Source organism: Stenotrophomonas sp. STEN021, from assembly GCF_056760175.1.
Map to the genome: position 1 here is coordinate 1 of NZ_JBRREH010000072.1, position 25,657 is coordinate 25,657.

Sequence of the window (25,657 nt, forward strand, 5' to 3'; positions counted from 1 at the left end):
GCTTACGCCGCTCCTACAAGGTGCCGATGAATCCCAGGGCAAGCCCAGCCGAGCATGGCTCGGCTCTACCCTCAGAACATGGCCCGGCGCTGCCTACGGCATTATCATGCGCAGCATCGCGGCCTGTGCCGCTGGCAGTCACCGCAAGGATTTACCGCAATGATGGAAGAACTCCTGATCGTCACCACCGGTGGCACGATCGACAAGATCTACTTCGACGACAAGTCCGATTACCAGATCGGTGATCCGCAGATCGGCATGATCCTGCGCGAGCTGGGCGTGACCTTCCGGTTCAATGTGATCCCGATCCTGCGCAAGGACTCGCTGCACATCAGCGATGACGACCGCGAGCTGATCCGCGCCACCATCGCCGCGCAGCCAACCCGCCACGTACTGGTCACCCACGGCACCGACTCGATGGTCGCCACCGGCAAGGTGCTGGCCACCATCCCCGGCAAGACCATCGTGATGACCGGCGCCCTCAGCCCGGCGCGCTTCCGTGGCTCGGATGCCGAGTTCAACATCGGCTGTGCCATCGGCGCGGTGCAGTCACTGCCGGAAGGCGTCTACATCGCCATGAACGGCCGTATCTGGAATCCGGAGAAGGTCCGCAAGAACGTCGACGCCAACCGCTTCGAATCGCTGTAAGTGGCCAAAAGCACCCGCGCCACCGCAGCATTGGACAAGGCAGGCATCGCCCATGGCGTGCATGCCTATGACTACTCGGCTGATGTTGACAGCAAGGGGCTGGCGGCAGCGCAGGCACTGGGCATCGCTCCTTCGCGGATGTTCAAGACCTTGATGGCGTGGGTGGACAAGCAGCCTCTGATCGCGGTGATTCCCTCCGATCAACGCCTGTCCTTGAAAAAGCTTGCCGCCCATTGCGGCGGCAAGCACGCGCAGATGATGGAAGTCCCCGAAGCCGAGAAGCGCAGCGGCTACAAGGTCGGTGGCATCAGTCCCTTTGCACAGCAGCGGCCGGCCAAGGTGGTGTTCGCCGCCAGTGCCACGCAGCACGACACGCTGTACATCAACGCCGGCCAACGCGGCCTGCTGCTGGATATCGTCCCGGCCGATGCCTTGCAGGTTCTGCAGGCCAGCTGCGCCGATATCTGCGAGGACTGAGTGCCCTCACCGGCATGCGTCCTGCAACAGCACCAGACTCATCCACGCTGACGGGCGTCGCCTTGCGCTAGAACGTGATCGACCAGCCGTTCAGCCGCCCGGTATCACCACTGGCCCTGTCGTTGACCCGCAGCTTCCAGATGCCATTCAAGGCCTCCTTGGACAGATCCACCTCGAAGGTCTGTTTGATGTCATCGGCGCTGCCTCCTTCATAGTTGCTCAACAAGTAGGCGCGGCCATCGGGCGCGAGCAGCTCCACTTTCAGATCGCCACGCCAGCTATGGCTGATATCCACCGTTACCGGGGTGGCCGCCGGTGCGTTGGCAGTACGCCCGGATACGTTGATGGCGGTTTCCACGGTGCGGTTGTCGAGGATGTCCAGCCCCTCGTTGCTGCTATAGGTCTGCGCCGGCAGCAGCCCCCAACTCGCCTTCAAACGCAGGCCGGAGTAAGCCGAATAGCCGGTCAACATGACATGGTAGGTGCCTGCAACAGGGGCAGGAATGCTGCAGCTTTCGGCATTGCCAGCGCTGAATGGACGGCAGTCGTAGCTGGAGCCGGTGGGGCGCCTGGCAGCGCGCACGTACAGGTCCGCATCGCCATTGCCGCCGGCAATGCTGATCAGCAGATTCGACGCACCCACGGGTACCTGCAGGCTGTAGTAGCTATTGCTGCCTTTGCTGCCTGCCAAGCCAGTCAGCACCACACCGTTATCCAGTTCAGTCGCCGGGTCGGGCTCCGGCGGCAATGGGCCACCCAGCGCAACTGCCACGGCCGCCTGTGCATTGACGATGCCAGCACCGATCTCGCGGTCCGGCATCGCAGGAAAAGGCGTCACCGTCGCCTTGATCAAGGCTTCAATCTCAGCCGGCGTATGCACAGGATTGGATACCTGCTGCACCAGCGCCACCACCCCCGCGACATGTGGTGTCGCCATCGAAGTCCCGCTATAGGACGAGTAGCTCTCGCCTGCAGGCCCTTTGCTGCCACCATTGAGGGTAGAAAGGATGCCGCTACCCGGTGCAGCCACATCCACCAAGGGACCGTAGTTCGATTGCTGGCTACTGCTCCAGATTGAACGCTTGCCAGCACTATCACTGGCAGCAACGGCAATGACATTTTTGCAGTTTGCAGGCGAGGCATCGGCCACATCGAGGTTGCTGTTGCCGGCAGCGACCACCAGGGTTGCGCCCTTGCCTACCGCACTGTTGATCGCGCTCTGCATGGTGCTGCCGCAGGCTCCTGCGCCGCCCAGACTCAGGTTGATGACCTCTGCAGGATGGCCGTTGGCAGGTACGCCAGGCACCGTTCCACCTGCCGCCCAGACAATCGCATCGGCGATATCCGACGTATAGCCACCACAACGGCCCAGCACGCGCACCGGTACGATCCTGGCGCCAGGTGCAACGCCAGCAACGCCCTTGCTGTTGTTGGTCACTGCCGCGATGGTGCCGGCCACGTGGGTCCCATGCCAGCTTGAGTTCTGCGCGCCATGGCTGCCGCCGCACTGATTGGCGCTCACCCAGTCACCCGGGTCGCTGGCATCGCCATCGCGACCATCGCCATCATTGGCCACCTCAAGATCACCAATGAAGTCATAGCCAGGCAGCACATTGGCATTCAGATCGCTGTGGCTGGCAATGCCGGTATCCAGCACTGCCACCACCACGCCCTCCCCGGTCGCGTTTTCCCAAGTCTCCGCGGCCTTGATGCCATAGCCGCCAGACAACCCCCATTGCTCAGCGAAGCGCGGGTCGTTGGGCTCGGCATCGATGGTATGCCGGCGATCGATCTCGACGTACTCGACATTTCGATCTGCCGCCAAGCGGTGCATCAACGCTTCGGCCTCGATGCGATCCAGCGGGATGTCCACCTGCACGACATCGGCACCTACCGCCAACCTGCGCAGGTGCTGCAGCGTGCTCACCTTGCCAGCGCGTACCGGCAATGCACGCGAGGCCGCTGCCAGTGAACTACCGAGTGCGATCCCACCTTCGGTCCGCGTTGTGTCCTGCCGGAACTTGACGATGAAGCGTTGATGCGAGGGTGCGGAGTCCAGGCCTGCCAGCTGCACTTCGCCGGCCACGGCTGGCATGCACAACAGCAGCGGAAACAGCGAAGCAGTGCCAGCTACCACCAACCCACGGCAAAGCCTACGGCGCGATCTGGATGACATGGTTGAATCCTTCTGCATGGAAAGAGGCCGCTTGCGCGGCGCCGGTCCTGACCGGTGTTCGCGGTATCGAAAGCCGCCATCACCTGGACAGAACATTCCGGACCGTCCCCCCCCCACCAATCCGCCTGCAGACAGTAAGCATCCGCCTTGCACGCTCCCATCGGAGTACTACTGAAACCGCTGTCCCAGCTGCCGTCAGAACCTCCCAACGCATCAGTCAGGGAAGCGTCCAGCGCGACCTTCGATGCGTCCTGTGCACATCAATGCCGGCAATCGCTGCGTACAGTGGCAAAGCAGCTGCTTTGTAGACCGGGTACGCGCAGCGCACCCGGACTGCAAACCGGAACTTGCATTCACCAGATTGCTCGCAGCTGGCGTTACCTGCGCGCCGAAGTGCTGCGTGCCGCCAACAGCACCGGCAAGCCCTGCAATCGGCACACGGCCGTTCAACACGCCGCCACCCGGGTTCGGATTGCCGCCGAACCAATCCCCTGTTACCGATCCGCTGGCGGGCAGCAACTGGCAACTGAATTGACCACCAGAGGCCTACAACGCAGACCATTGCTCCGTCACCGCTTCCCAAACTACCGATTCGCAAAAACTATTTTCGACTTCCTGCTACAAGAGGGTTGCCCCCAAGGTGTGGCCGGACAAAGAAAAACCCGCTGCGGACAGGCCGCAGCGGGTTCTTCACTTAACTGAGCTGCGACGCTCAGGCGTCCAGACGCACCAACCACCCATGGCGGTCCGGCTGACGGCCGTACTGGATGTCGGTCAGTTCCTTGCGCAGCGACATGGTCACCTCGCCGGCCGGCGCATTGATATCGCCTACCGAGAAGCCTTCGCCCTTGAGCTGACCGATCGGGGTGATCACCGCAGCAGTACCGCAGGCAAACACCTCGGTGATCTCGCCCGAGCTCACGCCCTGCTTCCACTCGTCGATGGTGACCTGGCGCTCTTCCACGTTCATGCCGCGGTCGCGGGCCAGCTGCAGCAGCGATTCGCGGGTGATGCCTTCCAGGATGCTGCCCGACAGCGCCGGGGTGACCAGCTTGTTTTCCTTGCCGTAGACCAGGAACACATTCATGCCGCCCAGTTCTTCCAGGTACTTGCCCTCGACCGGGTCGAGGAACAGCACCTGCGAGCAGCCCTGTGCCTGCGCCTGCTGCTGCGGCAGCAGCGAAGCCGCGTAGTTGCCACCACACTTGGCCGCGCCGGTGCCACCCTTGGCAGCACGCGCGTAGTCGGTGGACAACCAGATCGCCACCGGCGCCACGCCCTTGGCGAAGTACGGGCCGGCCGGGCTGGCGATCACGTAATAGGTCGCCTTGTGCGCACCGCGCACGCCGAGGAAGGCTTCATCGCCGATCATGAACGGGCGGAAGTACAGGCTGGCTTCGTCGGCATCGGACACCCAGTCCTTGTCCAGCGCCACCAGCTGCTTGAGCGACTCGACGAAGATCTCCGCCGGCAGTTCCGGCAGCACCAGCCGACGCGCCGAGCGCTGCAGACGCGCGGCATTGGCCTGCGGACGGAAGGTCCACACCGAACCGTCGGCGTGACGGTAGGCCTTGATGCCTTCGAAGATTTCCTGGCCGTAATGCAGCACGGCAGCGGCCGGGTCCAGCGAAATCGGGCCATACGGCGTTACCGCCGCATTGTGCCAGCCGCTGTCCTTGTCCCAGCGTACGGCCACCATGTGGTCGGTGAAGTGCAGACCAAAGCCCGGCTTTTCCAGGATTTTGGCGCGCTCCTCGGCGCTACGCGGATGGTCCGAACGGGTGACATCGAAGCTCAACGAAGACTGGGACACCGGATAATTCCTTCCAGATTGCGGGATGGGACAGCCCCGCCACCACAGCGGCAGCGGGGGTGCAGCACAAACCGTCACCGGCAGCCGCCGGCGCGGCCTTACAGCATGCCAGTTTCCAGGCGCGCCGCCTCGGACATCATGTGACGCCCCCACGGCGGGTCGAACACCAGGTCGACGTCGGCCTGGGCTACGGTCGGGATCATCTCCAGCTTGCTGCGCACGTCATCGACCAGGATCTCGCCCATGCCGCAGCCGGGCGCGGTCAAGGTCATCTTGACGTCCACCTCGCGCTGGCCGTCGTCCAGGTGCTTGATATCCACTTCGTAGATAAGCCCAAGATCGACGATGTTGAACGGGATTTCCGGGTCGAAGCAGGTGCGCAGCTGTTGCCACACCAGCTTCTCGACATCCTCGTCGCCAGCGTCATCGGGCAGTTCCAGCCCCGGCGGCGGCTCCTTGCCGATGGCGTCGCCGTCCTTGCCGGCGATACGGAAGAGGTTGCCTTCGACAAACACCGTATAGCTGCCACCCAGTGCCTGGGTGATATAGCCATAACTGCCGGCCGGCAAGGTCACGCTATCGCCCTGCGGCACCATCACGGCCGGGCAATCGCGCTCAAAATGGACAGGTTCACTGCTACGGGAATACATGTAGATGGATATGGGGACGCGGTGGCTACCCGCAATGGCCCCATTTTATCCGACTGGGCGTACTCGCCGCTGAAACGCTATGCTGCGGAATCTGTTCGGGAATGCCCATGTCGCCTGTTTCCACCTCGGCCAGCCCTACCCGCCACTGGCTCTGGCCCACGTTGTTGCTGCTCGGAAGCATCACCCTCACCATCGCCTGGCTGCTGGTCGCCTTGAGCACCGGCACCCAGGCCGGCTGGATGGCGGTCCTGGCTGCGCTGGAAGCGGCGTGGATGCTGCGCCTGGGCACATTCAGGCCGGGCCCGGTGCGGGCTACGCTCACCATGCTTACAACCGTGCTGATCGCCTTGGCGGCCAACTGGCTCATTGCCGCGGCCTATGTCGGCGGCCCGATGGGCCTGACCCCGTGGGAATCGGCACTGCGCATGGGCCTGCACTTCGCCTGGACCCTGCTGTCGCTGGCCAATGGCCTGGGCGAGCTGATCTGGCTGAGCATCGCGCTGCTGGTTGCCTGGCGAGTTGGCCGCTGAATCTTGGATGGTGACGCCATTGGCGTGCGTGTTCGGCGAAAGATGAAACAAAAAGTTAGTTTTTGCACATCGCCTAGGATCTGATTCGCACATTAGGAACGGTTAAAAATTCGTAATTTCATGACTCCCTCGCACCACTTCGCGGAGAGTCATACGTGAGTATCCAGCCACTTTGCCACGCTGTTCGTCTCGCACTGCTACCGATTTCGACTGCCACTCTTGTCCTGGGAGCCGCTGGTAGCGCCTTGGCGCAGGATGCCGCCCCCAAGGAGGAAGCCACCAATCTGGATCGTATCCAGGTAACCGGCTCGCGCATCAAGCGCGCTGACCTGGAAACCTCCAGCCCGGTTTTCACCATCGACCGCCAGAACATTGAAAGCTCCGGCGCCGCCACCGTCGGCGAGTTCCTGCAGCGCACCCCGGCTATCGCTGGCGCGGCAACCAACCCACAGGTCAACAATGGCGGCGGCGCGGGCGCAGCCACGGTGGATCTGCGCGGCCTGGGTGTGAACCGCTCGTTGGTGCTGGTGGATGGCAAGCGCTGGATCGGTACCATCTCCAACGCCAATGGCGCGGTGGACGTGAACTCCATCCCGATGGCGTTGATCGAACGCGTGGAAGTGCTGAAGGACGGTGCCTCCGCCATCTATGGCTCCGATGCAATCGGCGGCGTGGTCAACTTCATCCTGCGCAAGGATTTCGAAGGCCTGGAAGCCAGCGCCTTCTACGGCATTTCCTCGCGCGGTGATGCCGACACACAGCGGTTTGACGCCACCTTCGGCCTGCATGGCGAAAAGGGACGCCTGATGCTGGGCGCCAGCTATGACAAGGAAGACCAGGTCAGCGCCGCCGACCGCACTTATTCCAGCCAGCCCTATCAGCTGTATGCCGGCGAAAAGGGCATCGGCGGCACCAGCCGCATTCTGACTGGCCGCTACGTGGTACCGCGTGCTTCGGCAACAGGTGTGGATCTGAGCGACCCCAACTGCGGCAGCGGCGCAAATGTCACGCTCACCCGCATTGCCGGCCGTCCGGGCTCCTCGAAGTCCGACTTCCGTTGCTTCAATCCGAACACGGACGTCTACAACTTCCAGGCCGATGGCAACCTGAATCTGACCCCGCAGGAACGTACCTCGTTGTTCATGAGCGGCACCTACCAGCTCACCGACAACATCGAAGGCTTCCTGCTTGGTTCGTGGCTGCGTACCGAATCTTCATTCTTCATCGCGCCACTGCCGTTCGATGGCCGCGCAGCGGTGGACAACGTACCGATCAGCAAAGACAGCCTCTACAACCCCTTTGGCGTGGATATCACCGACGCCCGCCTGCGCCTGCGTGACTTCATCCCCACCCGTACCACCCGTTTCGAGACCGAGACCTATCAGATCACCGCCGGCCTACGCGGTGCATTCGGTGACAGCAGCTGGTCATGGGATGCCTCCTATGGCTACGGTCGCACTCCGCAGACATCGGCAGTGCGAGGCTATCTGTACAGCCCGGGCCTGACCGACTCCCTGGGCCCATCCATGATCGACCCGGTCACCGGCAACCCGATCTGTGTGCGTACGCCAGGCAACGCCGCAACGGCCATCGCCGGCTGTCTGCCGGTCAACTTCATGGGCCCCGCACCAGATCCCAGCACTGCGGCGGGCAAAGCACAGCTCGCTGCGCTTGAACTCATCAACCCGACCATTCATAGCAGCAACGAGAACGACCTCAAGGTCTTCAATGCCAACGTCACCGGCGATCTCTTCCAGGTACCGGCCGGCACTGTTTCGTTGGCAGTAGGCGTGGAACGCCGTGTGGAATCAGCCAGCTCCAGCAGTGACTTCCTGACCATCATCCCGCCCGGGGAAACGGTCTGCAAGATCACCCAGGAAGCCTGTACGTTCGGCGATATCTCGGGCAAGTTCGACGTCAATGAAATCTACGCCGAGGCGCTGATTCCGGTGCTGTCCGACATGCCGTTCGCCGAGAAGCTGAACTTCTCTTTGGGCACGCGCTATTCGGACTACTCCAACTTTGGCGGCACCACCAACTCCAAGATTGGCATGGAGTGGAAGCCGTTCTCCGACCTGCTGGTCCGTGGCACCTACGCTGATGTCTTCCGTGCACCCACCATCGGCGACCTCTACTCACCCACCGTACCGAGCGCCAGCACCTATACCGATCCGTGCAACGGCTACAGGGGTGGCAATCCCACCGCCTGCGCAGGCGTACCAACCGACGGCTCCTTCCGCCAGAGCAACAACCAGGTAACCTCGTTCCAGGTGGCCAACGCCAACCTGGTTCCCGAAGAAGGCAAAGTGCTCACCTATGGCTTTGTCTACAGCCCGAGCTGGCTGGAAGGCTTCAGCGTCACCGCCGATTACTGGCGTGTGAAGCTCGACAAGTTCATCACCAGCCTGCCCGAGAACGTGCTGCTCAACCAGTGCTTCAACTTCGGTCGCTTCTGCGACACCTTCGTCCGCGACAGCGCTGGCGATGTGGCCCAGATGACCAATATCACCGGCAACTTCGGCACACTGAAGACCTCCGGCATGGACATCGGCTTCCGCTACGTGTTCCCCGAAGGCGCGTGGGGCAAATTCAGCTGGAACCTGGATACCACCTATCTGGCCCAGTACGACGTGCAGTTGCTGTCGGGCGACCCCAGCAGCAATGTCGGCGCCTTCCCGGGCATTCCACAGAGCACGGGGCTGGCTGGCACCTTCGTCGACAACGCCTCTTCCGGCTTCGGCAACATGGCCCGCTGGCGCGCGCTCAACGACCTCACCTGGTCACGCGGCAACCTCAGCGCCAGCTTGACCACCCGCTACGTGCACCACGTGTATGAAGCTCCTGATGTGGCCGATGTCACCGAGCCAGGCTATGTCGCCAAGCGTCGCGTGCCTTCCTTCACCCAGACCGACCTGCAGATCGGCTACCGCTTCGAGGACCTGAAGAACAGCTCGATCCAGATCGGCGTGCGCAATCTTACTGACCGCCAGCCGCCGTTGATCTATTCTGGCTTCAACGCCTCGACGGATATGCGGACCTACGATGCAATCGGCCGTTACTACTGGATGCGCTGGACTGCCCGTTTCTGAGTCTGAATCAGCCACACCTGCATCCGCTGCGGCAGCTGCCGCAGCGGATGTTCATGGTGGCAACCTGCTTCACTACATCCGCACCTATGACCACAGCCTGCCTGTGGACATGTGCGCCAAACTGATTGAATCGTTCAATTCGCTTTCCCGCTTCCAGCAGCGAAACGGCCGCGGCGTACGCGCGGGGCTCGATGACAGTGCCTGGACGGAGCTGGACGTGAGCCGTCTCTCCGATGCGGGGTTTCTCGGGTTTTTCCGGCAGCTGATCAGCAGCGCATTGCAACGCTACAACGCCGATGTCAGCTTGCCAATTGCAGTTCCTGACAGCCCCTTGCTCAGCCCGCTCATCCTCAAGCGCTACCGCGCCGGCGACGAAGAGAAATTCCAGACCCACTTCGATTCGATCAACGAGGTCTGCGACCGCTACCTGGTATTTCTGTGGTACCTCAATGACGTCGAATCTGGCGGCGAAACATGGTTTCCCGGCTTGCAGACCGGCGTGGCTCCGCGGACAGGAAGACTGCTCATGTTTCCACCCTATTGGATGTACGCACATCAGGGCAAGGCATCACCTGTGCAGGACAAGTACATTCTCTCTACTTACCTGAGGTTCCCGCAACGTCAGTCCAGCGTATAGCCATAGCGCCGCACCCAAGGCTCAAGGATCGCCAACGTCCCCTTGCTGAAGTAGCCCCGATAGTTGCGCCATCTACCCACGGCGCCAGCGTTGAGCGGCTGCACCACCTGCGAGTAGCTGGGTGTATTGATGCGCCGGCTACGTGAGCTCGCATGATCGTCGAAGGAAAGCTGCCTGTCCTGCATGGGTAGCGACAGGAAAGCCATCAGCTCCGACAGCTTGCCCGGAAGATCACCGACCATGTCCTCGTAGCGCAGCACGTGCACACGGGCGGGCACAAGCAGGCGTTGTTCGTCCCACCAACTCATCACCCGCGCATAGGTCGTTGCAGTGGCTTCCAGTGAAGAGAACGCCAAGGCACCACCATTGATACCAAATGCCTGCATGTAGCAGCTGAGCACGCAATCACAAGGATGCCGCAATAGCAGCAACCAATCCGCAGCCGGAAACAAGCGCGCAACGTAAGGCAAGCGGGTCATCGTCAGCGGATACTTGTCCACCAGTCGCCCTCGTGGTGTGAGATAGCGCCTCACCTCGTCCCAGTAACGTCGTTGCGCCGCGCCAATGTCATCGGGCACGAGTGCATCCAATGCCGTACCAAGATCGTCGCTGCACCAGCCGGGCGAATTTCGCAGCTGCTCTATCATCACCTCCAATGCTGGCCGCTCATCCAGAACATCCAGATCAGAGTGCGCGTCCAGTATCCGCTCCAGCAACGTGGTTCCGGAACGCGGGAAGCCGACCAGCAGCACGGGATCCTCGGGCAGCGCAGGATCTGCAACAGCCTGCCGCCATGCAGCAGGTGCAGGCCGCTGCAGCCGCTGCTGCAACCAATCCATAACCGGCGGAACCTGGCCCGCGGGCATACGCTGGAGGAAAGCGCTACCAGCCGCTTCATGGGCCGATGCCAGCGCCAGCATTGCCTGTTCGGCCTGCCCAAGCTGGTCATGATTGCGAGCCAGCTCGAACTGCAGCTGGGCTTCCATCGCAGGTGCGAGCTGACGCTGCAGCCCTGTCATCAACCGCCCAATGGCAAGGTGCTGCTGTTGCTGTCGACGCAAGACGCGCGCGCAGGCCAGCTCGAACATTCCTGAATGACCAGCCCCATCTTCGAGGACAACATCCTCCAACATCCCAGCAGCCTCCCCCACGCGATTCAATCGCTCCAGCAAAAGCGCGTACTGAATCCGCGACTCTGCCGAATCGGGTGCTTCCGCAAGCACTTGTCGGTAGAGCTCCAACGCAACGTCGTCGCTGCCCGCCTGCGCCTGCAGCCATGCCAAGACCTGGCGTTCGCTCAATTTCAACGAAGCTGCGCTCAAAGGCTGCAGACACTGCGCAAGCTCTCCGAACCGCTCCATTTCCGCAAGGCTCTGCGCATAAGCCAGGCGCACGTCAACCGCGTCCGGCTCCCTGGCCAGGGCCGCATTCAACAGGCTACTGGCTTCTGCAAACCGCGCCTGCCCCAACAACGACAATCCGTAACCCAACAACCAAGCCACGTCATCAGCACCCAACCCACGGGCGCGTTCGAACGCGGCGCCGGCAGCCAACGGATCCGCATCTTCAAGGCAGACATTGCCCAGATTCATCCATGCACTCGTTGAACCTGGTTGCAGCTCGGCTGCCTTCATGAACCAGCCGCGCGCCTGTTCCACCTGTCCCTGCGCCGCCAAGGCCATTGCCAGCACTTCCATGCCCGGTGCGAAGTCTGTCGTCTGATCCAGCAAGCGGCGCATCGCGGCTTCCGCCGCGGCCTGTCTACCCTGCTGAAGGTCCTGCAATGCCCTTTCCAGCTCAACCTGCATCACATCCCCCGATGGTTACGACTGAATCCATCCAGATTTCCGCGAAATCTCAATTTTTGACAATCCAAGCGCAAACGCGCGCATGTAATTCGCTGCGCTCCCGCAAGCAGCATAGGTGCTGTTCGGGGGCTTGGTAAGTCACTCTCTCTGCACAGGTCAGACCCTACTCAGCCCATGGTCAACGGGCACGATGGTCAGCCCCGAATCTACCCGGCCACTGCCGGGTTTTTTTTGCTCTTCACCACACTCCGTGCGAAGCGTCCGGAGCGCAATTCTGAAATTTCAATTCCCGTTGCCAGATGCCAATGGTCGTGCGATGTTCTCATCGCGTCCAGAGTTGCAGTTGTTCAACAGCAACGCTCGAATTCCCGCTCATTTCGATCGACAAGGCAATGAAGACGAAGTGAGAATTCAACATCACTCACTACATGGCACCCACACCCTGGATCTGTCCAGTCAGGCAGCCGGGAGCGTACACGCCACTATCGGCCATGGACGTGGCGCCCGCTTGCTGATTCCGGCTGGCTGGGTAAGCGTCACCCTGGTGCTGACGGGGCTTCTGGAAATCGTCAGCGCTGATGCCTCGTGGCAACTCGGTGCCCATCACCTGCAATTATGGCTGGAAAGCGACATGCGACTTTCCAGTCGCAGCTATGCGTGGTGGCTGTGTCTCGCTGCACCCGCCGCGTTGTGGGAGCGGCCACCGAGCGCCCCCGTAGCCAGCGACCATCTCATCCCACGTGAAATACGTTGCGACCGCGAACTCGCACGCGCCGTATTGCACATGGCACGACGCCGCAACTTCCGCAACGGCCGCGACCCCACTGCCGTGGTGGATGGCATGTCAGTGCTACGAGACATATTGATAGAGCGGCAGCAATCACTGCACAACCAGCTCAATAGATGCAGTGGCCGCACCGCCTTGCGTCGTCATCAAACCATGCTTCGGCTATTGCGCGTACAGCACCTGATCCGATGCAACATGGACGCGCGATTGGATCTGAATAGATTGGCAGCCATTGCCAACTACTCACCACCTCATCTCATCCGCATCTATCGCGAAGTATTTGATGAGACACCATTTGAGTATTCCAGCCGCCTGCGACTACAGCGCGCATGGGACCTGGTATGCACCACCGACCTGTCCATTTGTGAAATAGCCGACGCGCTTGGCTTCGAGACCGAGAGCGCATTCTGTCGCTCCTTCAAGCAAGCCTTCTCCTGCACTGCAAGCCAAGCTCGGCGCCAGGGCACTTCCGCCCTGCCATCGCTCGGCGCACCCGGCCCCTCACTCGACAACACCAGGCTGATCGAAGTTGTCGGCGAACTGGACAACTGTTAACAGCTCGCACAGTTCCAGATGTTTCGATGTTTTTTCCCGGGCTTGCATGAGTTGAGAAAGGTTGCACTCGAACCAGCCACGTTCCTGTCCGAGTTGGTACGTCTTGCTGGTTCAACTTGTCGCGATCGAATGCTGCGCTGATCTCCACGATGCAGTTCCAGCGACATCGCCGCCACCCGGAATGAACGCTCCCGCACGTTTTGAATCTACCCGGCTGCCCCCCAAGGAGCGGAAAAACGCTGCGTCCGTTTCCGAAAAGTCCGCTGCCTGCCCGCCCCCGCCTTCTTTCCTCAAGCTCCCACAACGGCGTGGATATCCAGCACCGAACACTTTCACACCCCCAATTCAGCAAGCCTTGAGCACACCTGGGCCTACCTCCTGCTTGTACAGGTGAGGTACTCGGCCATCCCTTGCGTCTGAAATGAGCAGAGCACCACAAAAGCTCAAACGGCAGCCGGAGCAGATCCCGCCAAAAACGCAGATGTCGTCAAACACGACCCTGCGTCCGCCGTCCGTCACGCAGACACCCAGGGGAATCCGCAATGAGCATCAGACATCATCTGGTTCACGCCTCACAGTCACTCGACCTGTCAACGCAACGTCCAGACTGCATCCACGCCATAAGCGGCCGTGGCAAAGGTGGGCGACTGACGGTACCTGCGGGCTGGATCAGCGCCACATTGGTACTGCATGGCGCGCTGGAGCTGAGCAATGGCGATCTGCCATGGCAGCTGAGCGCTCGCCACCTGCAGCTGTGGGTGGACGGAAGCCTGCGCCACATCAGCCGTGAGCACGGCTGGTGGCTTTGCATTGCCGCCCCGGCCGCACTCTGGCAAAAGCCGCCAAAGTCCACAGCGTCCATCATCAACTGCCTGATCCCACGCGAACTTCCCTGCGACAGCGGCCTCGCACGGGCCATGGTGCACCTGTGCCGCACGCGCTGGTTCAAGCACACCACATCTGGCAACGACGCAGCTTACAAACTTGGATTGCTGCGCGACGCACTGGTCGAGCGCCAACAGCCCATGCAGAACCAGCTTGAACGCTGCAGTGGCCGCACCGTGCTGCGCCGCCACCAGACGCTGCTGCGGCTGTTGCGTGTGCAGCACCTGATCCGCTGCACCATCGAAACCCGCCTGGACCTGATCAGCCTTGCAGCAGTGGCCAACTACTCGCCAACACACCTGATCCGCATCTATCGCGAGGTCTTTGGTGAAACCCCGAGCGAATATGCCACGCGCCTGCGCAATCGGCGCGCATTGGACCTGGTCTGCAACACCAATCTGTCAGTCTGTGAAATCGCGGAGTCATTGGGATTTGAAAGCGAAAGCGCATTCTGCCGCGCGTTCAAACATGCCTTCGGCTGCACCACCACCGCTGCGCGCCGCGGCCAGCAGGTGCAGGACAGTGTATTGGCGGCACCCGAACTGATGCCGCAGATCAGTGTTGTTTGCGCACCACCGGTACTGGAATGGGCGGCGGCCTCCTGACCACCACTCATCAGCTTCAGTGCCCGCCGTCCAGCGCCTTTAGTTCACTGACCAGGGCGCTGGCCGCCTCGGCACCATCGCCGTACAACATGCGGGTGTTGTCCGCGTAGAACAATGCATTTTCGATACCGGCAAAACCGGTGCCCTTGCCGCGCTTGATGACGATGGTGTTCTTTGAGTTGACCACGTCCAGGATCGGCATGCCGTAGATCGGGCTGGTCGGGTCGGTCTTGGCGACCGGATTGACCACGTCGTTGGCGCCGATGACCAGCGACACATCGGTGTTGGCGAATTCCGGATTGATGTCGTCCATGTCGGCGATCAGGTCGTAGGGCACGCCAGCTTCGGCGAGCAGCACGTTCATATGCCCTGGCATGCGTCCGGCCACCGGGTGGATGGCAAACTTCACCTTGACCCCACGTTCGATCAGACGCTGCGCCAGCTCCCAGATCTTGTGCTGCGCCTGCGCTACCGCCATGCCGTAGCCGGGCACGATCACCACGCGCTCGGCGAAGGCCATCATCGCTGCAACATCGGCGGCCTCGATCGGCTTCTGCGTGCCACTGATTTCCGCACCCTGGCCGCCACCACCGAAGTTGGAGAACAGCACACCACTGATCGGCCGGTTCATCGCCTTGGCCATCAAGCGGGTCAGCAGGATGCCGGCCGCACCAACCATCATGCCGGCGATGATCAAGGCTTCATTGCCGAGCACATAACCTTCGAACGCGACCGCCAGACCAGTAAAGGCGTTGTACAGCGAGATCACCACCGGCATGTCGGCGCCGCCAATCGGCAGCGTCATCAGCACACCCAGCGCCAAAGCCACCACGAAGAAACTGATGATCGCGACCGGCTGCAGGCTCAGCGCAGCCCACACACCCAGCACCACCATCGCCAGCGCGACCAGCAGGTTGAAGACCTGCTGCCCGGGGAAGGTAACGCGCTTGTCCAAACGTCCATCGAGTTTGGCCCAGGCAATGATCGAACCGGACAGCGATACCGCACCAATCGCCGAACCGACCACCGCCAACGCCAGTACCGTGTGCGACGGCAGCCTTGCCGCAAGATCGGCGATGGCCTGTGCACTCCAATGGCTGGTGTCGCGGCTGGCCAAGTCGGAGAAACGCAGCAGTTCCACTGCACCAATCGCCGCCGCCGAACCACCACCCATGCCGTTGTACAACGCCACCATCTGCGGCATGTCGGTGATGGCAACCTTCTTGGCCGATACCCAGGCCAGTCCGGTGCCCAGCACCAGGGCCACCGCGATCAGCGCGATGTTGTGCAGCCCCGGCAGGAAGAACGTGGCTGCGGTGGCGATGAGCATGCCTGCGCCGGCCCATTGGATGCCGCTGCGTGCGGTCTTGGGCGAGGCCATGCGCTGCAGGCCAAGCAGGAACAGCGTGGCAGCGACCAGGTAACTCGTATTGACCAGGATCGATATGCTCATGCACCGGCCTCCAGAGCCGTGTGGGTGGGGCGAGGAGACTGCTTGTCCAGGCGATGGTGTTCGCGCATTTCAATGGCTGTTTTCAGCAAGCCGATCATGCCCAGGCCGAACGCCACCAAGCCGAGCGCCAGCTGCGACAACGCCGTGGTTGGCGCCAGCGCGGCGCCCAGCAGACCCAGCACGATCGGCAACAGTGCCTGTGCACTGATCAGCCCCAGCAACAGGCCGCCCTTGCGCGGGTCTTCCCAGACTCGCTTCGACATCTTGTTCTGGGTCGTTGCCGGGTCCTGCAGCGAGGACATGCCCACGCCAACGCCTGCATACAACAGCGCACTGTTATAGGCGTCGAGCGCACCGTGCATGCCATTGAACAGCGGCCGCGCCGCATAGGCGAAGGCCACCAGCAAAGTTGGATACTGCAGGTAACTGAGCCACTGGAAGGCCTGCCGTGCGCTGATCGAGGATCTGTCGGCTTTACCGGCGGATGAACTCACTTGTTCTTCCCTTCCGGCTTCTTCGAGCTCTTGAACATGTCCAGCATGCGCTCGGTCACCACGTAGCCGCCGGCCGCATTGCCTGCCCCCAACGCGACGGCGATGAAGCCGATGACCTTCTCCAGCGTGGTATCGGCATGACCGAGCACCACCATCGCACCGATCAGCACGATGCCGTGGATGAAGTTGGAACCGGACATCAACGGTGTGTGCAGGATCACCGGCACCCGCGAGATGATCACGTGGCCGGCAATCGCTGCCAGCATGAAGATGTACAACGCTACGAACCCGTCGCTCATTGCTTGGTCTCTCCGAGGCTGGAAGCGCCTGTCGGGCATCATAACCATGAGGCCGAAGCCGGCGCGACCGTTGCGTTGTCAACCGATTGGGCGGCTGTGCGTTATTACTCCCAGACACGACCACGAACGGGACGCTACCCTGTGCTGGTGACCAGCCCACCCTTGATGCCGCCTGCTGCTGTACCTGCCTCGCTGGACGCCTTTCTGGCCGGCATAGGCCCGCGCGCATTCCGCTTCGCCGAGGCTGGCCTGCGCCAGCGCGACGACGCGCTGGACGCCGTACAGGACACCATGGAGCGCATGCTGGGCTACCGTGAGCGGCCAGCAGAGGAATGGACAGCCTTGTTCTGGAGCATCCTGCGCCGCCGCATCATCGATCTGCAGCGGCGCCGCAGCGTCCGGCTGAAGTTCTGGGTCGCGCAGGAAGACCACGACCAGGACAGCGCCATCGACTGGGCCGATGAAGCCCCAGGCCCGGCGCAGAAGCATGAGCAGCAACGCAGCTATGCCCAGCTGGTACAGGCATTGCGGCAGCTGCCGGCCCGCCAGCGCGAGGCCTTCAGCCTGCGGGTACTGCAGGAACTGGACGTGGCCACCACCGCCAAGGCCATGGGCTGCTCGGAAGGCTCGGTAAAAACCCACCTGTCGCGTGCCCGCGACGCTTTGCAGAAACAACTGGAGGCCACGCGGTGAACCGCCTGCCCACACAACCCGAAGCATTCGACCATCAGGCCCGCCAGCTGCAGCAGCAGGCCGATGCCGCGCTGTCGCCGGCCACCCTGGCGCGGCTGCGGCAGGCCCGTCAGCAGGCCAGCATGGCGAGCACGCCATCGGTATGGCGCCGTCATCGCTGGTGGCTGGCTACCGCCTGCTCGGCGCTGCTGGCCGCGCCGGTGGCGATGCAGTTCAATCACAGCGCGCAGCCGCCTGCGCCCCCCTTGGTTGCCAGTCAGAGCGCAGACGCTGGCGACGACAACTTGCTGTTCGACGAAAGCCCGGAGCTGTACCTATGGCTGGGCTCCGACAATCTGGCGATGGAATGATGATGATGAAGAATGTACTGCCCTACCTGCTGCTGCCGCTGTTGCTGCTGTGTGCCAGCGCCCCGGCAGCCACCCAGCCGCAGTTGCCCGAATGGGATCAACTGACTCCGGCCCAGCGCGAAACACTGATCGCACCGATGCGCGACCGCTGGAACGCCTCCCCAGAGCGCCGCCAGCGCAGCTATGAGCACGCCCGCAGCTGGCAGCAGATGACCCCGGAACAACGCGAGCAGGCCCGGCGCGGCATGCACCGCTTCGAGAACATGTCGCCGGACCAGCGCCGCGACGCACAGGCCCTGTTCGACAAGATGCGCAGCATGGACAAGGACCAGCGCCAGCAGCTGCGCGAGCAATGGAACAAGATGAGCCCGGAACAGCGCAGGCAATGGGTACAGGCCAACCCGCCAGCAGCCCGCCCCCCGCGCTGACCCCTCCGGTAGTGCCGAGCCATGCTCGGCAGAAGCTTTCCCAGCGAAAAGCTAGCTTCACCCCAACCCCTTTCCCGCATCCAGGAGAGGGGCTAAAGCCGGGCCCTGTAGCCGAGCCATGCTCGGCAGGGGCTGTCCAAGCAATACCAGCGCCCTTGCGGGAGCGGCGTAAGCCGCGAAGCTGACGTCAATGAAATCACGGACAAGCCCGCATCCGGATGGATGACCGGCATCGCGGCTTACGCCGCTCCCACAAGGCCTATCGGCGAGGCCCCAGCCGAGCATGGCTGGGCTCTACCCATCCGCGCCGCTCAGACCGGTGGAATCTCGCCGCCAGCCGGCCGCTGCGGCCACACCGTCTTGGCCAGCAGCTCATCGTTCCAGTCGAACGACAGCTGGCCGTCCTTCAGGAACAAGGCCACGAAGTTGTAGACGTTGCGCGCGAACATCTCACTCGCGTGCACCGCGCCCATGCTGGCCAGGTTCAGCGGGCCGGCGACGGTCACGCCGCCAACCTCGATGGTCTGGCCCGGCTGGGTGGCTTCACAGTTGCCGCCGGTCTCGGCAGCCAGATCGACGATCACGCTGCCCGGGCGCATGCCCGCCACCATCGCCGCGGTGACGATCTTCGGTGCAGGTCGCCCCGGCACCGCCGCGGTGCAGACCACCACATCCACGCTTTTCAGATGTTCGGCCAGACGACGTTGCTGCTCGGCACGCTCATCGTCGGTCAGCTGCCGGGCATAACCGCCCTCACCTGCCGCGCTGACCCCAAGGTCCAGAAACTTGCCACCCAATGACTCGATCTGCTCACGGGTTTCGGGACGCACATCGAAGCCTTCAACCGCTGCACCCAGCCGCTTGGCGGTGGCAACCGCCTGCAGACCCGCTACACCGGCACCCACGATCAACACCTTGGACGGGCGGATGGTGCCGGCAGCGGTGGTCAGCATCGGAAAGAAGCGCGGTGCCAACTGCGCGGCAATCAAGGTCGCCTTGTAACCGGCCATGCCGGCCTGCGAACTGAGCACATCCATCGCCTGCGCACGGGTGGTGCGCGGCAATCGCTCCAACGGAAAGGTCTGCAGCTGGCGCGCCTGCAGTGCTGCAGCGCGCGCGGCATCGGCTTCAGGCTGCACGCCACCCACCAACACCGCACCCACCTTCAGGCGGGCAATGGTGGACAGGGACGGTGCCTGCACGCACAACACAAGATCAGCAACCTCCAGCGCGTCACTCAACTGTGCACCGGCATCCACATAGGCCTGATCGGGGAAGCCCGCGGCCGTACCCGCACCGGACTGCAGGTGTACCTGCGCGCCGGCTGAAACAAGCTTTTTCACCGTTTCCGGCGTGGCGGCAACGCGGCGCTCGCCTTCAGCGGTTTCCTTCAATACCAAGACATCTACGGCCATTCCAGTCCTCGATGCGCAGCGGATCAACCGCCGGATCGTAGCAAAGCCGGTGCCCTGTGCGGCAGGCCCTGGCCTGCCGATTTGCGATCAGTGCGCTGCACCCTGCGGCTCAAGGCGGTCGATCACACCTTGCATGGCGCTGTCGAAGGCGCCGTCATCCACATGCGGACGCAGCCGTTCCAGCCGCACCATCACCGCCAGCTCTTCCGGCGAAGCCACGCAGAAACGGATGCCGCGACGGTTGACGAACAGCAGCCGCGAGGAAATCGGGCTCACCCAGGACAACTTGCCAGCCTGCATCTTGCCGTCCTTGTCGATGAAGTCCAGCCAGGTGCCGATTTCCATCCTGCGGAAACGCTCGGCATCGGTGTCGTCGAAATCTTCGGCCTTGGTCGCACTGCCAAACTCGATGGCTGGCGTCTCCGGCGCTGGCGGCGTCGGCAGGGCAACCTGCGGCAGTTCCGGCAGCGCACGTTCCAGTTCCGGGCGCAGCTCGGCGATGGACTGCAAGGTGTCGTGCAGCGCGTCGATCGCGGTGGTACCACCATCGCCATGCAGGCCGACACTGGCAAACACCTTGCGCAGGCCCGGCTGGCTGGACTGCAGCCACGGCTTGCCAACGATACGACGGCGCGCCTCGGCGACTTCTTCCAGCACGTCGTCGGCCAGCTTCAAGGCCTCGGCCACACCCTCGCCTTCGTCACCTTCACGCAGCAGGGTGAGGGTGAGATGGTGGTTCCAGGGCTGGCGCAAAAAATCGGCAATGGCCTTGGGCAGGGTCGCGTCGGCAATCCGCTTGTCCAGCTCGGCAGTAGCACGGTTGCGCGCGACTTCCAGCTTTTCCTGGCCGCGCTGGGTTTCGGCAGCGCGGCGCTCGGTGATTTCAATCCGGCGCCGATGCTGGGCCAGGAAGTCGCGGAATTCTTCTTCCAGGGTCAGGAAGATCGCCAGGTTCTCGTTGAACTCGGCGGTCAGCCTTTCAATGATTTCCTCGACCTTGCCCATCAGCGCGCGCTCGGCCTGGCTTTCGCCGGCATTCCCCTCGCAGGCCTCGGCCAGCGAATTGAGCAGCTTGCGCGCCGGGTGGGTCTTCTGCACGAACATGCGTCGGTCGAGCATCGCAACCTTGACGAAGGGCACCACCAGCCGGCCAATCAGCTCACGCGAGCGGCCTTCCAGATCACGCTCATCCAGCATCACATCAAACAGCATGCCGACCAGGTCGATCGCATCCTCGTCCTGCGGGTCCAGATGCGTCTGTTGCGGGTCCACACCCAGCCGCGTCGCCCCGGACAGAACTTCACTCTTGAGCCGCTGCGCCAGCGATTCGCCATCCTCGCCCACCGCCGCGCGCAGGGTTGCGCTGGGCGTGGCCTGCAGCAGCGACAGCACCGACATCATCTCGCGCTGGTTCAGCGAGCGCTGATGGCCAGCGCCAGCCTGCCCAGCTTCTGCTGAAGATGCTGACGCACCTTCGCGGGTCTGCCGGCTCTGCGCCAGCAGCTCGTGCAGTGCTTCCAGCACCATGTTCTGTGGATTGCCGAAGGCCTGCTCGGCCTCGAAGCCCGCCGCGGCCTGTGCGGCGGCCTGGCCAGCCATGCTGCCACGGCGCTGGGTCCAGCGTTCGGAGAAGCGCCGCGCCCACATCGGCGCATGGCCCGGATCAAATCCGTCGTCTTCCTCTCCCTGCACGGCCTGCGCCAGCTGCTCGGCCAATGGCCGTTGTGCGCCGGTTCGGCGCGGCGTGGCGATCTCCGGTGCAGCACCGGCCTGCGCCAGGCGCTCATCCACCGCTTCGTACAACTTGCCTACACCGGCCGCAAACTCGCGCTCGCACAGCTTGAACAGCACCAGCCGCACTTCAGCGGCGAGGTCGCAGGTGTAGAACGCCTCATGCACGGCAACGCCGATATGCTCGGGGCCGATCGGGTTGGTGTCAGCATCCAGCGCCGCCACCCCGGCCACCCAGGCCAGGCGATGATCGATGCGCAGCAATACCTGCTTCCAGTCGCGCAGCAGCACGGTGGCAAAATTGCGCACGGCCAGACGTGACTCAAGAATATGTTCGGGTACCAGGCTCAGACCGCCATCACTCTGCCCGGCCAGCACGGCCTCTGCCGACTGCGGGGTGCCTGCGTCCAGCGCAGCCCAGGCCTGTTGCAGGTGCGCATCGAAGCGGCGGGAGATTTCATCGCGGCGGCGGCGCAGCTCGCGCATGCCATCCAGGAACGCCAACTGGGACGGGCCAGCCGTCTCGGCGCGGTCGAACAAAGCATCATCAAACCCCGCCAGCACCTTGGCAAACGCCTGCGACAACACAGGCAAGCTGGCCTCGCGGGCCACGCCAAGCAGGTTCTGGTTACGACCGGGCTGACCGGCGGGATGCGGACTGGACATCATGCGCAAAGGCTCCACACCCTTACAGGCGCTGATCTTTTGGTAAACGGATTAGGAAATGCAGACGCGGCCCCTGAATCCGCACGCGCATGGTAGGCGGAGAAGATGAACAGGGTAAGTGATGCAGTGCGCATTTCCCACCTCATGATCTCTTCACCACAATACCCGCAATGCTAAGCGTGTCAGCGCTTATTAGCGACCCACGGCTTGTTCAGCGCAGGCAACGCAGCGCACAAAACCGACCCCGGCCTGCGCGAAGGGGGCGGTACATGGGCGACGTCTATAATCAATGGTCGCCCAAGCCCCTGTGACCCATGTCCGACAACTGCTTCCTGCAAGCGCTGGATCAGCGCCATTCGGTGCCCTCCCTGCAACTGGGCGAGCCAGCGCCGGACCCCGCCACCCAGCTGCGCATGCTGCAATCGGCCGTACGTGTGCCGGACCACGGCAAGATGGTGCCGTTCCGCTTGCTGCGCCTGCAGGGCGAGGCCCGTCATGCCCTGGGTGAATTCCTGGCCCAGCGCAGCCGCCAACGTGACCCGCATGCGGCCGAGGCCGCGGTCGAGAAGGACCGCCAGCGCTTCTCCCACGCACCGCTGATCATCACCGTGATCGCCCGGCTGCAGGACAATCCCAAGGTGCCAGCGCAGGAACAGCTGCTCACCGCCGGCTGTGTCTGCTTTGCCTTGCTGCAGGCCGCGCAGGGCGTTGGCTTCGGCGCGCAGTGGCTGACCGCATGGATGGCCAGCGACCCGGAAGTCGCCCGCCATCTGGGCTTGGCCAGCAACGAACAGATCGTCGGTTTCATCCATATCGGCACACCGAAGATCACCGTCCCAGACCGCGAACGGCCCGATCCGGCAACGTTGTTGCAGGACTGGCAGCCGTGAATGCTGCCAACGCCACGCTGCAGCCGCTCTACCTGATCGACGCCAGCCTGTATGTATTCCGCGCCTGGCACTCGATCCCCGACGAGTTCCAGGATGCGCAGGGATGGCCGGTGAACGCAGTTCACGGTTTTGCCCGTTTCCTGCTCGACCTGCTGGAGCGCGAGCGCCCGCAACATATCGCCGTGGCTTTCGACGAAGCGCTGGACAGCTGCTTCCGCCACGCGCTGTACCCCGCCTACAAGGGCAACCGCGATCCGGCCCCGGATGAACTGCGCCGCCAGTTCGCCCATTGCAAGGCCTTGTGCGCAGCTTTGGGCCTGGAGGTGCTGGCGGACCGCGAATACGAGGCCGACGACCTGATCGGCAGCGCCCTGCACGCCAGCCGCGGCCGCTTGCGCGGCGTCATCGTCTCGGCCGACAAGGACTTGTCGCAGCTGCTGCTGGAACACGACGAACAATGGGACTACGCCCGCAACCAGCGCTGGGGCGCGGACGGGGTGAAGGCACGCCAAGGTGTGCATGCGCATCAGGTGGCCGACTACCTGGCCCTGTGTGGCGATGCGGTCGACAATATCCCCGGCGTCTCCGGCATTGGCGCCAAGTCCGCAGCGGTGCTGCTGGCCCATTTCGGCAGCATGGACAGCCTGCTCGAACGCATCGATGAAGTGCCGTTCCTGCGCCTGCGCGGCGCAGCCACCATGGCGGTGCGGCTGCGTGAGCAGCGCGAACAGGCGCTGCTGTTCCGCCAGTTGACCACGGTTGCCTTGGATGCCCCACTGCACAATGCCGCTGGTGGCTTCGTACGCACCAATGGCGATGGCGACATGCTTGGCGGGCTGTGCGAGGCGCTGCGCTTTGGCCCCATGACCCGCCGCCGGCTGATGGCTGCGGCCGGCCTGCAATCCCCTTCCACTCCAGCCAACGAGTTCGCATGAGCCAGAACACCGCTGAACCCCGCGTCGTCTACGAAGGCAAATACCAGCGCATGGTAGTGCGCGGCAGCTGGGAATACAGCGAGCGCACCCATGCTGGCGGCCTGGCCGCGATCATCATCGCAGTCACCCCGGCGGATGAAGTGCTGTTCGTCGAGCAATTCCGCGTGCCGCTGCAGGCGCGCACGATAGAAATGCCGGCCGGGTTGGTCGGCGATGTCGATGCTGGTGAATCCATTGAGGTTTCAGCCGTGCGCGAGCTGGAAGAAGAGACCGGCTGGACCGCCGATCATGCCGAAGTGCTGATGATCGGCCCCACCTCCTCCGGTGCCAGCAGCGAGAAGATCGCCTTCGTCCGTGCCACTGGTCTGCACAAGGTCGGCGACGGCGGCGGCGATGCCAGCGAAGACATCACCGTGCACAGTATTCCGCGCGAGCGCGCCGCTGCCTGGCTGGTGGAAAAGATGGGCGAAGGCTACGAGCTGGACGCAAAGCTGTGGGCCGGCTTGTGGATGATCGAACATCATCTGGATGGGCGCCCGCGTGGCTGATTCAGGCTTGCACAACGCTGCACCTCTACTCGGCACCGACGATCCGGCGGTGTTCACTGTGCACAACGCGCACGGCACTTCACCGTTCCTGCTGCTGGCCGACCATGCCGGACAACGCGTGCCGCAGGCGCTGTTTGATCTGGGTTTGCCACAGGCCGAACTGGACCGGCACATTGGCTGGGACATCGGTATCGCCGGCACTACCCGCGCCCTGGCCAAGCGTCTGGATGCCTGGGCCATCGAGCAGACCTATTCGCGGCTGCTGATCGACTGCAACCGGCCGCTGGCATCGCCGACGCTGATTCCTGAAGTCAGCGATGGCACTGTTGTTCCCGGCAATCTCGGTCTTGATCCGCAGCAACGCCAACAGCGTATCGATGCGATCCATGCGCCCTATCACGCGCGGATCGACGCCGAACTTGACCGCCGCCGCGATGCCGGCATACCGACCTTGCTGGTGATGATGCATAGCTTCACCCCGGCAATGAACGGCGCACAGCGCCCTTGGCATGCGGGCGTGCTTTATCACCAGGACACCCGTTTTGCGCATGCATTGCTGCATTCACTGCGTGAGGAAGGCGATCTGGTGGTCGGCGACAACCAGCCGTACTCGGTCAGCAGCAGCAGCGACTACGCGGTGCCGGTGCATGGTGAAGGCCGTGGGTTGGTGCATGTGGAACTGGAGATCCGCCAGGACCTGATCGCCGATGCCGCCGGCCAACAGGCCTGGGCCGAGCGACTGGAGCGGATTTTCCGGCGCCTGCAGCCCGCGCTGATTGCCTGGAAGTAACCTTGTGGGAGCGGCGTCAGCCGCGAAGCCGATGAACTGCCGGATGGAACACCGGCAAGTCCCCTGCCGAGCATGGCTCGGCACTACGCGGGCATTGTGTTGTCCACACAGGCTGTGCCCTGACGGTTACACAAGCTGTGGATAAGCCCGCACAGCCCTTGCGCGCCAGACCTTTGCAGGCACTGGTGATTTTTTGATCAAGCAGAAGCCTGGTAGTGCCGCGCCCAGCGCGGCAGGGGGCTTGGCGGGGTTGCCTGCGGCAGGTAATCGGCTTTGGGGGGGGGGGGCGCCCCCCCCACAGGAAT

The 25,657-nt window shown here is 63.0% G+C and carries 23 protein-coding genes and 1 pseudogene; 14 read left to right on the forward strand and 10 right to left on the reverse strand.

The genetic code is table 11. From position 1 onward, the window contains the following. Positions 1-162: 162 nt before the first annotated feature. Positions 163-648 carry an asparaginase domain-containing protein gene (locus tag ACVOL0_RS14875; protein ID WP_282267147.1) on the forward strand — a complete coding sequence of 162 codons (486 nt, stop codon included), beginning with the start codon at positions 163-165 and terminating at the stop codon, positions 646-648. Further along, complete coding sequence (gene ybaK, locus ACVOL0_RS14880) at positions 649-1,125, forward strand: Cys-tRNA(Pro) deacylase (protein ID WP_481549753.1); 477 nt, start codon at positions 649-651, stop codon at positions 1,123-1,125. 67 nt (positions 1,126-1,192) lie between these two features. Here the strand turns inward: ybaK and ACVOL0_RS14885 are convergent, their stop codons facing one another. The 4 genes and pseudogenes from ACVOL0_RS14885 to sufT all read right to left on the reverse strand — a co-directional run bounded on the left by ACVOL0_RS14885 (position 1,193) and on the right by sufT (position 5,764). Beyond that, positions 1,193-1,483 (reverse strand): proprotein convertase P-domain-containing protein, encoded by a 291-nt coding sequence (locus tag ACVOL0_RS14885; protein WP_481549772.1) that lies wholly within the window; start codon positions 1,481-1,483, stop codon positions 1,193-1,195. A 63-nt stretch (positions 1,484-1,546) separates the two neighbouring features. After that, positions 1,547-3,301 (reverse strand): annotated as a pseudogene (locus tag ACVOL0_RS14890) (S8 family peptidase); the annotation flags it as partial. A gap of 712 nt (positions 3,302-4,013) precedes the next feature. After that, positions 4,014-5,114 (reverse strand): branched-chain amino acid aminotransferase, encoded by a 1,101-nt coding sequence (locus tag ACVOL0_RS14895; protein WP_481549754.1) that lies wholly within the window; start codon positions 5,112-5,114, stop codon positions 4,014-4,016. Positions 5,115-5,212: 98 nt separating this feature from the next. After that, on the reverse strand, positions 5,213-5,764 hold the full coding sequence (sufT, locus tag ACVOL0_RS14900; protein ID WP_057628710.1) for a putative Fe-S cluster assembly protein SufT: 552 nt from the start codon (positions 5,762-5,764) through the stop codon (positions 5,213-5,215). Between the two features lie 107 nt (positions 5,765-5,871). On the opposite strand from sufT, the gene ACVOL0_RS14905 reads away from it, so the two are divergent. The 3 genes from ACVOL0_RS14905 to ACVOL0_RS14915 all read left to right on the forward strand — a co-directional run bounded on the left by ACVOL0_RS14905 (position 5,872) and on the right by ACVOL0_RS14915 (position 10,020). After that, the gene (locus ACVOL0_RS14905; RefSeq protein WP_481549755.1) at positions 5,872-6,294 is read left to right on the forward strand and encodes a hypothetical protein; all 423 of its coding nucleotides are present in this window, start codon (positions 5,872-5,874) and stop codon (positions 6,292-6,294) included. Positions 6,295-6,449: 155 nt separating this feature from the next. Then, positions 6,450-9,383 (forward strand): TonB-dependent receptor domain-containing protein, encoded by a 2,934-nt coding sequence (locus ACVOL0_RS14910; RefSeq protein WP_481549756.1) that lies wholly within the window; start codon positions 6,450-6,452, stop codon positions 9,381-9,383. Beyond that, positions 9,337-10,020: a 2OG-Fe(II) oxygenase gene (locus ACVOL0_RS14915; protein WP_481549757.1), complete on the forward strand. Its 684-nt coding sequence runs from the start codon at positions 9,337-9,339 to the stop codon at positions 10,018-10,020. Before ACVOL0_RS14910 ends, ACVOL0_RS14915 begins: the two co-directional genes overlap by 47 nt. Here ACVOL0_RS14915 and ACVOL0_RS14920 read toward each other — a convergent pair. After that, positions 10,005-11,828, reverse strand: coding sequence for a sulfotransferase (locus tag ACVOL0_RS14920; protein WP_481549758.1), 1,824 nt, complete (start codon positions 11,826-11,828; stop codon positions 10,005-10,007). The two genes, ACVOL0_RS14915 and ACVOL0_RS14920, sit on opposite strands and share 16 nt — an antisense overlap. 343 nt (positions 11,829-12,171) lie before the next feature. Here ACVOL0_RS14920 and ACVOL0_RS14925 point away from each other — a divergent pair, with 343 nt between their 5' ends. Then, entirely contained in the window at positions 12,172-13,170 is a 999-nt protein-coding gene (locus ACVOL0_RS14925) for a helix-turn-helix domain-containing protein (protein WP_481549759.1), read from the forward strand. 542 nt (positions 13,171-13,712) lie between these two features. Continuing rightward, a complete protein-coding gene (locus ACVOL0_RS14930; RefSeq protein WP_481549760.1) occupies positions 13,713-14,660 on the forward strand; it encodes a helix-turn-helix domain-containing protein in 948 nt (315 codons plus the stop codon). Between the two features lie 16 nt (positions 14,661-14,676). On the opposite strand, the gene ACVOL0_RS14935 is transcribed toward ACVOL0_RS14930, so the two are convergent. From ACVOL0_RS14935 to ACVOL0_RS14945, 3 genes are read right to left on the reverse strand one after another with little or no spacing between them, the layout of a single operon-like run. Beyond that, positions 14,677-16,113 (reverse strand): NAD(P)(+) transhydrogenase (Re/Si-specific) subunit beta, encoded by a 1,437-nt coding sequence (locus ACVOL0_RS14935; RefSeq protein WP_481549761.1) that lies wholly within the window; start codon positions 16,111-16,113, stop codon positions 14,677-14,679. Continuing rightward, a complete protein-coding gene (locus tag ACVOL0_RS14940; RefSeq protein ID WP_481549762.1) occupies positions 16,110-16,607 on the reverse strand; it encodes a hypothetical protein in 498 nt (165 codons plus the stop codon). The genes ACVOL0_RS14935 and ACVOL0_RS14940 overlap by 4 nt, the downstream gene beginning before the upstream one ends. Then, positions 16,604-16,906, reverse strand: coding sequence for an NAD(P) transhydrogenase subunit alpha part 2 (locus tag ACVOL0_RS14945; protein WP_481549763.1), 303 nt, complete (start codon positions 16,904-16,906; stop codon positions 16,604-16,606). The genes ACVOL0_RS14940 and ACVOL0_RS14945 overlap by 4 nt, the downstream gene beginning before the upstream one ends. A gap of 141 nt (positions 16,907-17,047) precedes the next feature. Here ACVOL0_RS14945 and ACVOL0_RS14950 point away from each other — a divergent pair, with 141 nt between their 5' ends. From ACVOL0_RS14950 to ACVOL0_RS14960, 3 genes are read left to right on the forward strand one after another with little or no spacing between them, the layout of a single operon-like run. Further along, entirely contained in the window at positions 17,048-17,599 is a 552-nt protein-coding gene (locus tag ACVOL0_RS14950) for an RNA polymerase sigma factor (protein ID WP_481549764.1), read from the forward strand. A 5-nt stretch (positions 17,600-17,604) separates the two neighbouring features. Next, on the forward strand, positions 17,605-17,949 hold the full coding sequence (locus ACVOL0_RS14955) for a hypothetical protein (protein ID WP_481549773.1): 345 nt from the start codon (positions 17,605-17,607) through the stop codon (positions 17,947-17,949). Further along, entirely contained in the window at positions 17,949-18,377 is a 429-nt protein-coding gene (locus ACVOL0_RS14960) for a DUF3106 domain-containing protein (protein ID WP_481549765.1), read from the forward strand. Before ACVOL0_RS14955 ends, ACVOL0_RS14960 begins: the two co-directional genes overlap by 1 nt. Positions 18,378-18,688: 311 nt before the next feature. Here the strand turns inward: ACVOL0_RS14960 and ACVOL0_RS14965 are convergent, their stop codons facing one another. Next, positions 18,689-19,792: an NAD(P) transhydrogenase subunit alpha gene (locus ACVOL0_RS14965; RefSeq protein ID WP_481549766.1), complete on the reverse strand. Its 1,104-nt coding sequence runs from the start codon at positions 19,790-19,792 to the stop codon at positions 18,689-18,691. Between the two features lie 87 nt (positions 19,793-19,879). After that, a complete protein-coding gene (locus ACVOL0_RS14970) occupies positions 19,880-22,192 on the reverse strand; it encodes a DUF1631 domain-containing protein (RefSeq protein WP_481549767.1) in 2,313 nt (770 codons plus the stop codon). 311 nt (positions 22,193-22,503) lie between these two features. On the opposite strand from ACVOL0_RS14970, the gene ACVOL0_RS14975 reads away from it, so the two are divergent. The 4 genes from ACVOL0_RS14975 to ACVOL0_RS14990 are packed head-to-tail and all read left to right on the forward strand — an operon-like array spanning position 22,504 to position 25,352. Continuing rightward, complete coding sequence (locus ACVOL0_RS14975; RefSeq protein ID WP_481549768.1) at positions 22,504-23,079, forward strand: nitroreductase family protein; 576 nt, start codon at positions 22,504-22,506, stop codon at positions 23,077-23,079. Continuing rightward, entirely contained in the window at positions 23,076-24,014 is a 939-nt protein-coding gene (locus ACVOL0_RS14980; protein ID WP_481549769.1) for a 5'-3' exonuclease, read from the forward strand. Before ACVOL0_RS14975 ends, ACVOL0_RS14980 begins: the two co-directional genes overlap by 4 nt. After that, complete coding sequence (locus ACVOL0_RS14985) at positions 24,011-24,562, forward strand: NUDIX hydrolase (RefSeq protein ID WP_481549770.1); 552 nt, start codon at positions 24,011-24,013, stop codon at positions 24,560-24,562. Before ACVOL0_RS14980 ends, ACVOL0_RS14985 begins: the two co-directional genes overlap by 4 nt. Next, complete coding sequence (locus tag ACVOL0_RS14990) at positions 24,555-25,352, forward strand: N-formylglutamate amidohydrolase (protein ID WP_481549771.1); 798 nt, start codon at positions 24,555-24,557, stop codon at positions 25,350-25,352. The genes ACVOL0_RS14985 and ACVOL0_RS14990 overlap by 8 nt, the downstream gene beginning before the upstream one ends. Positions 25,353-25,657: the final 305 nt, after the last annotated feature.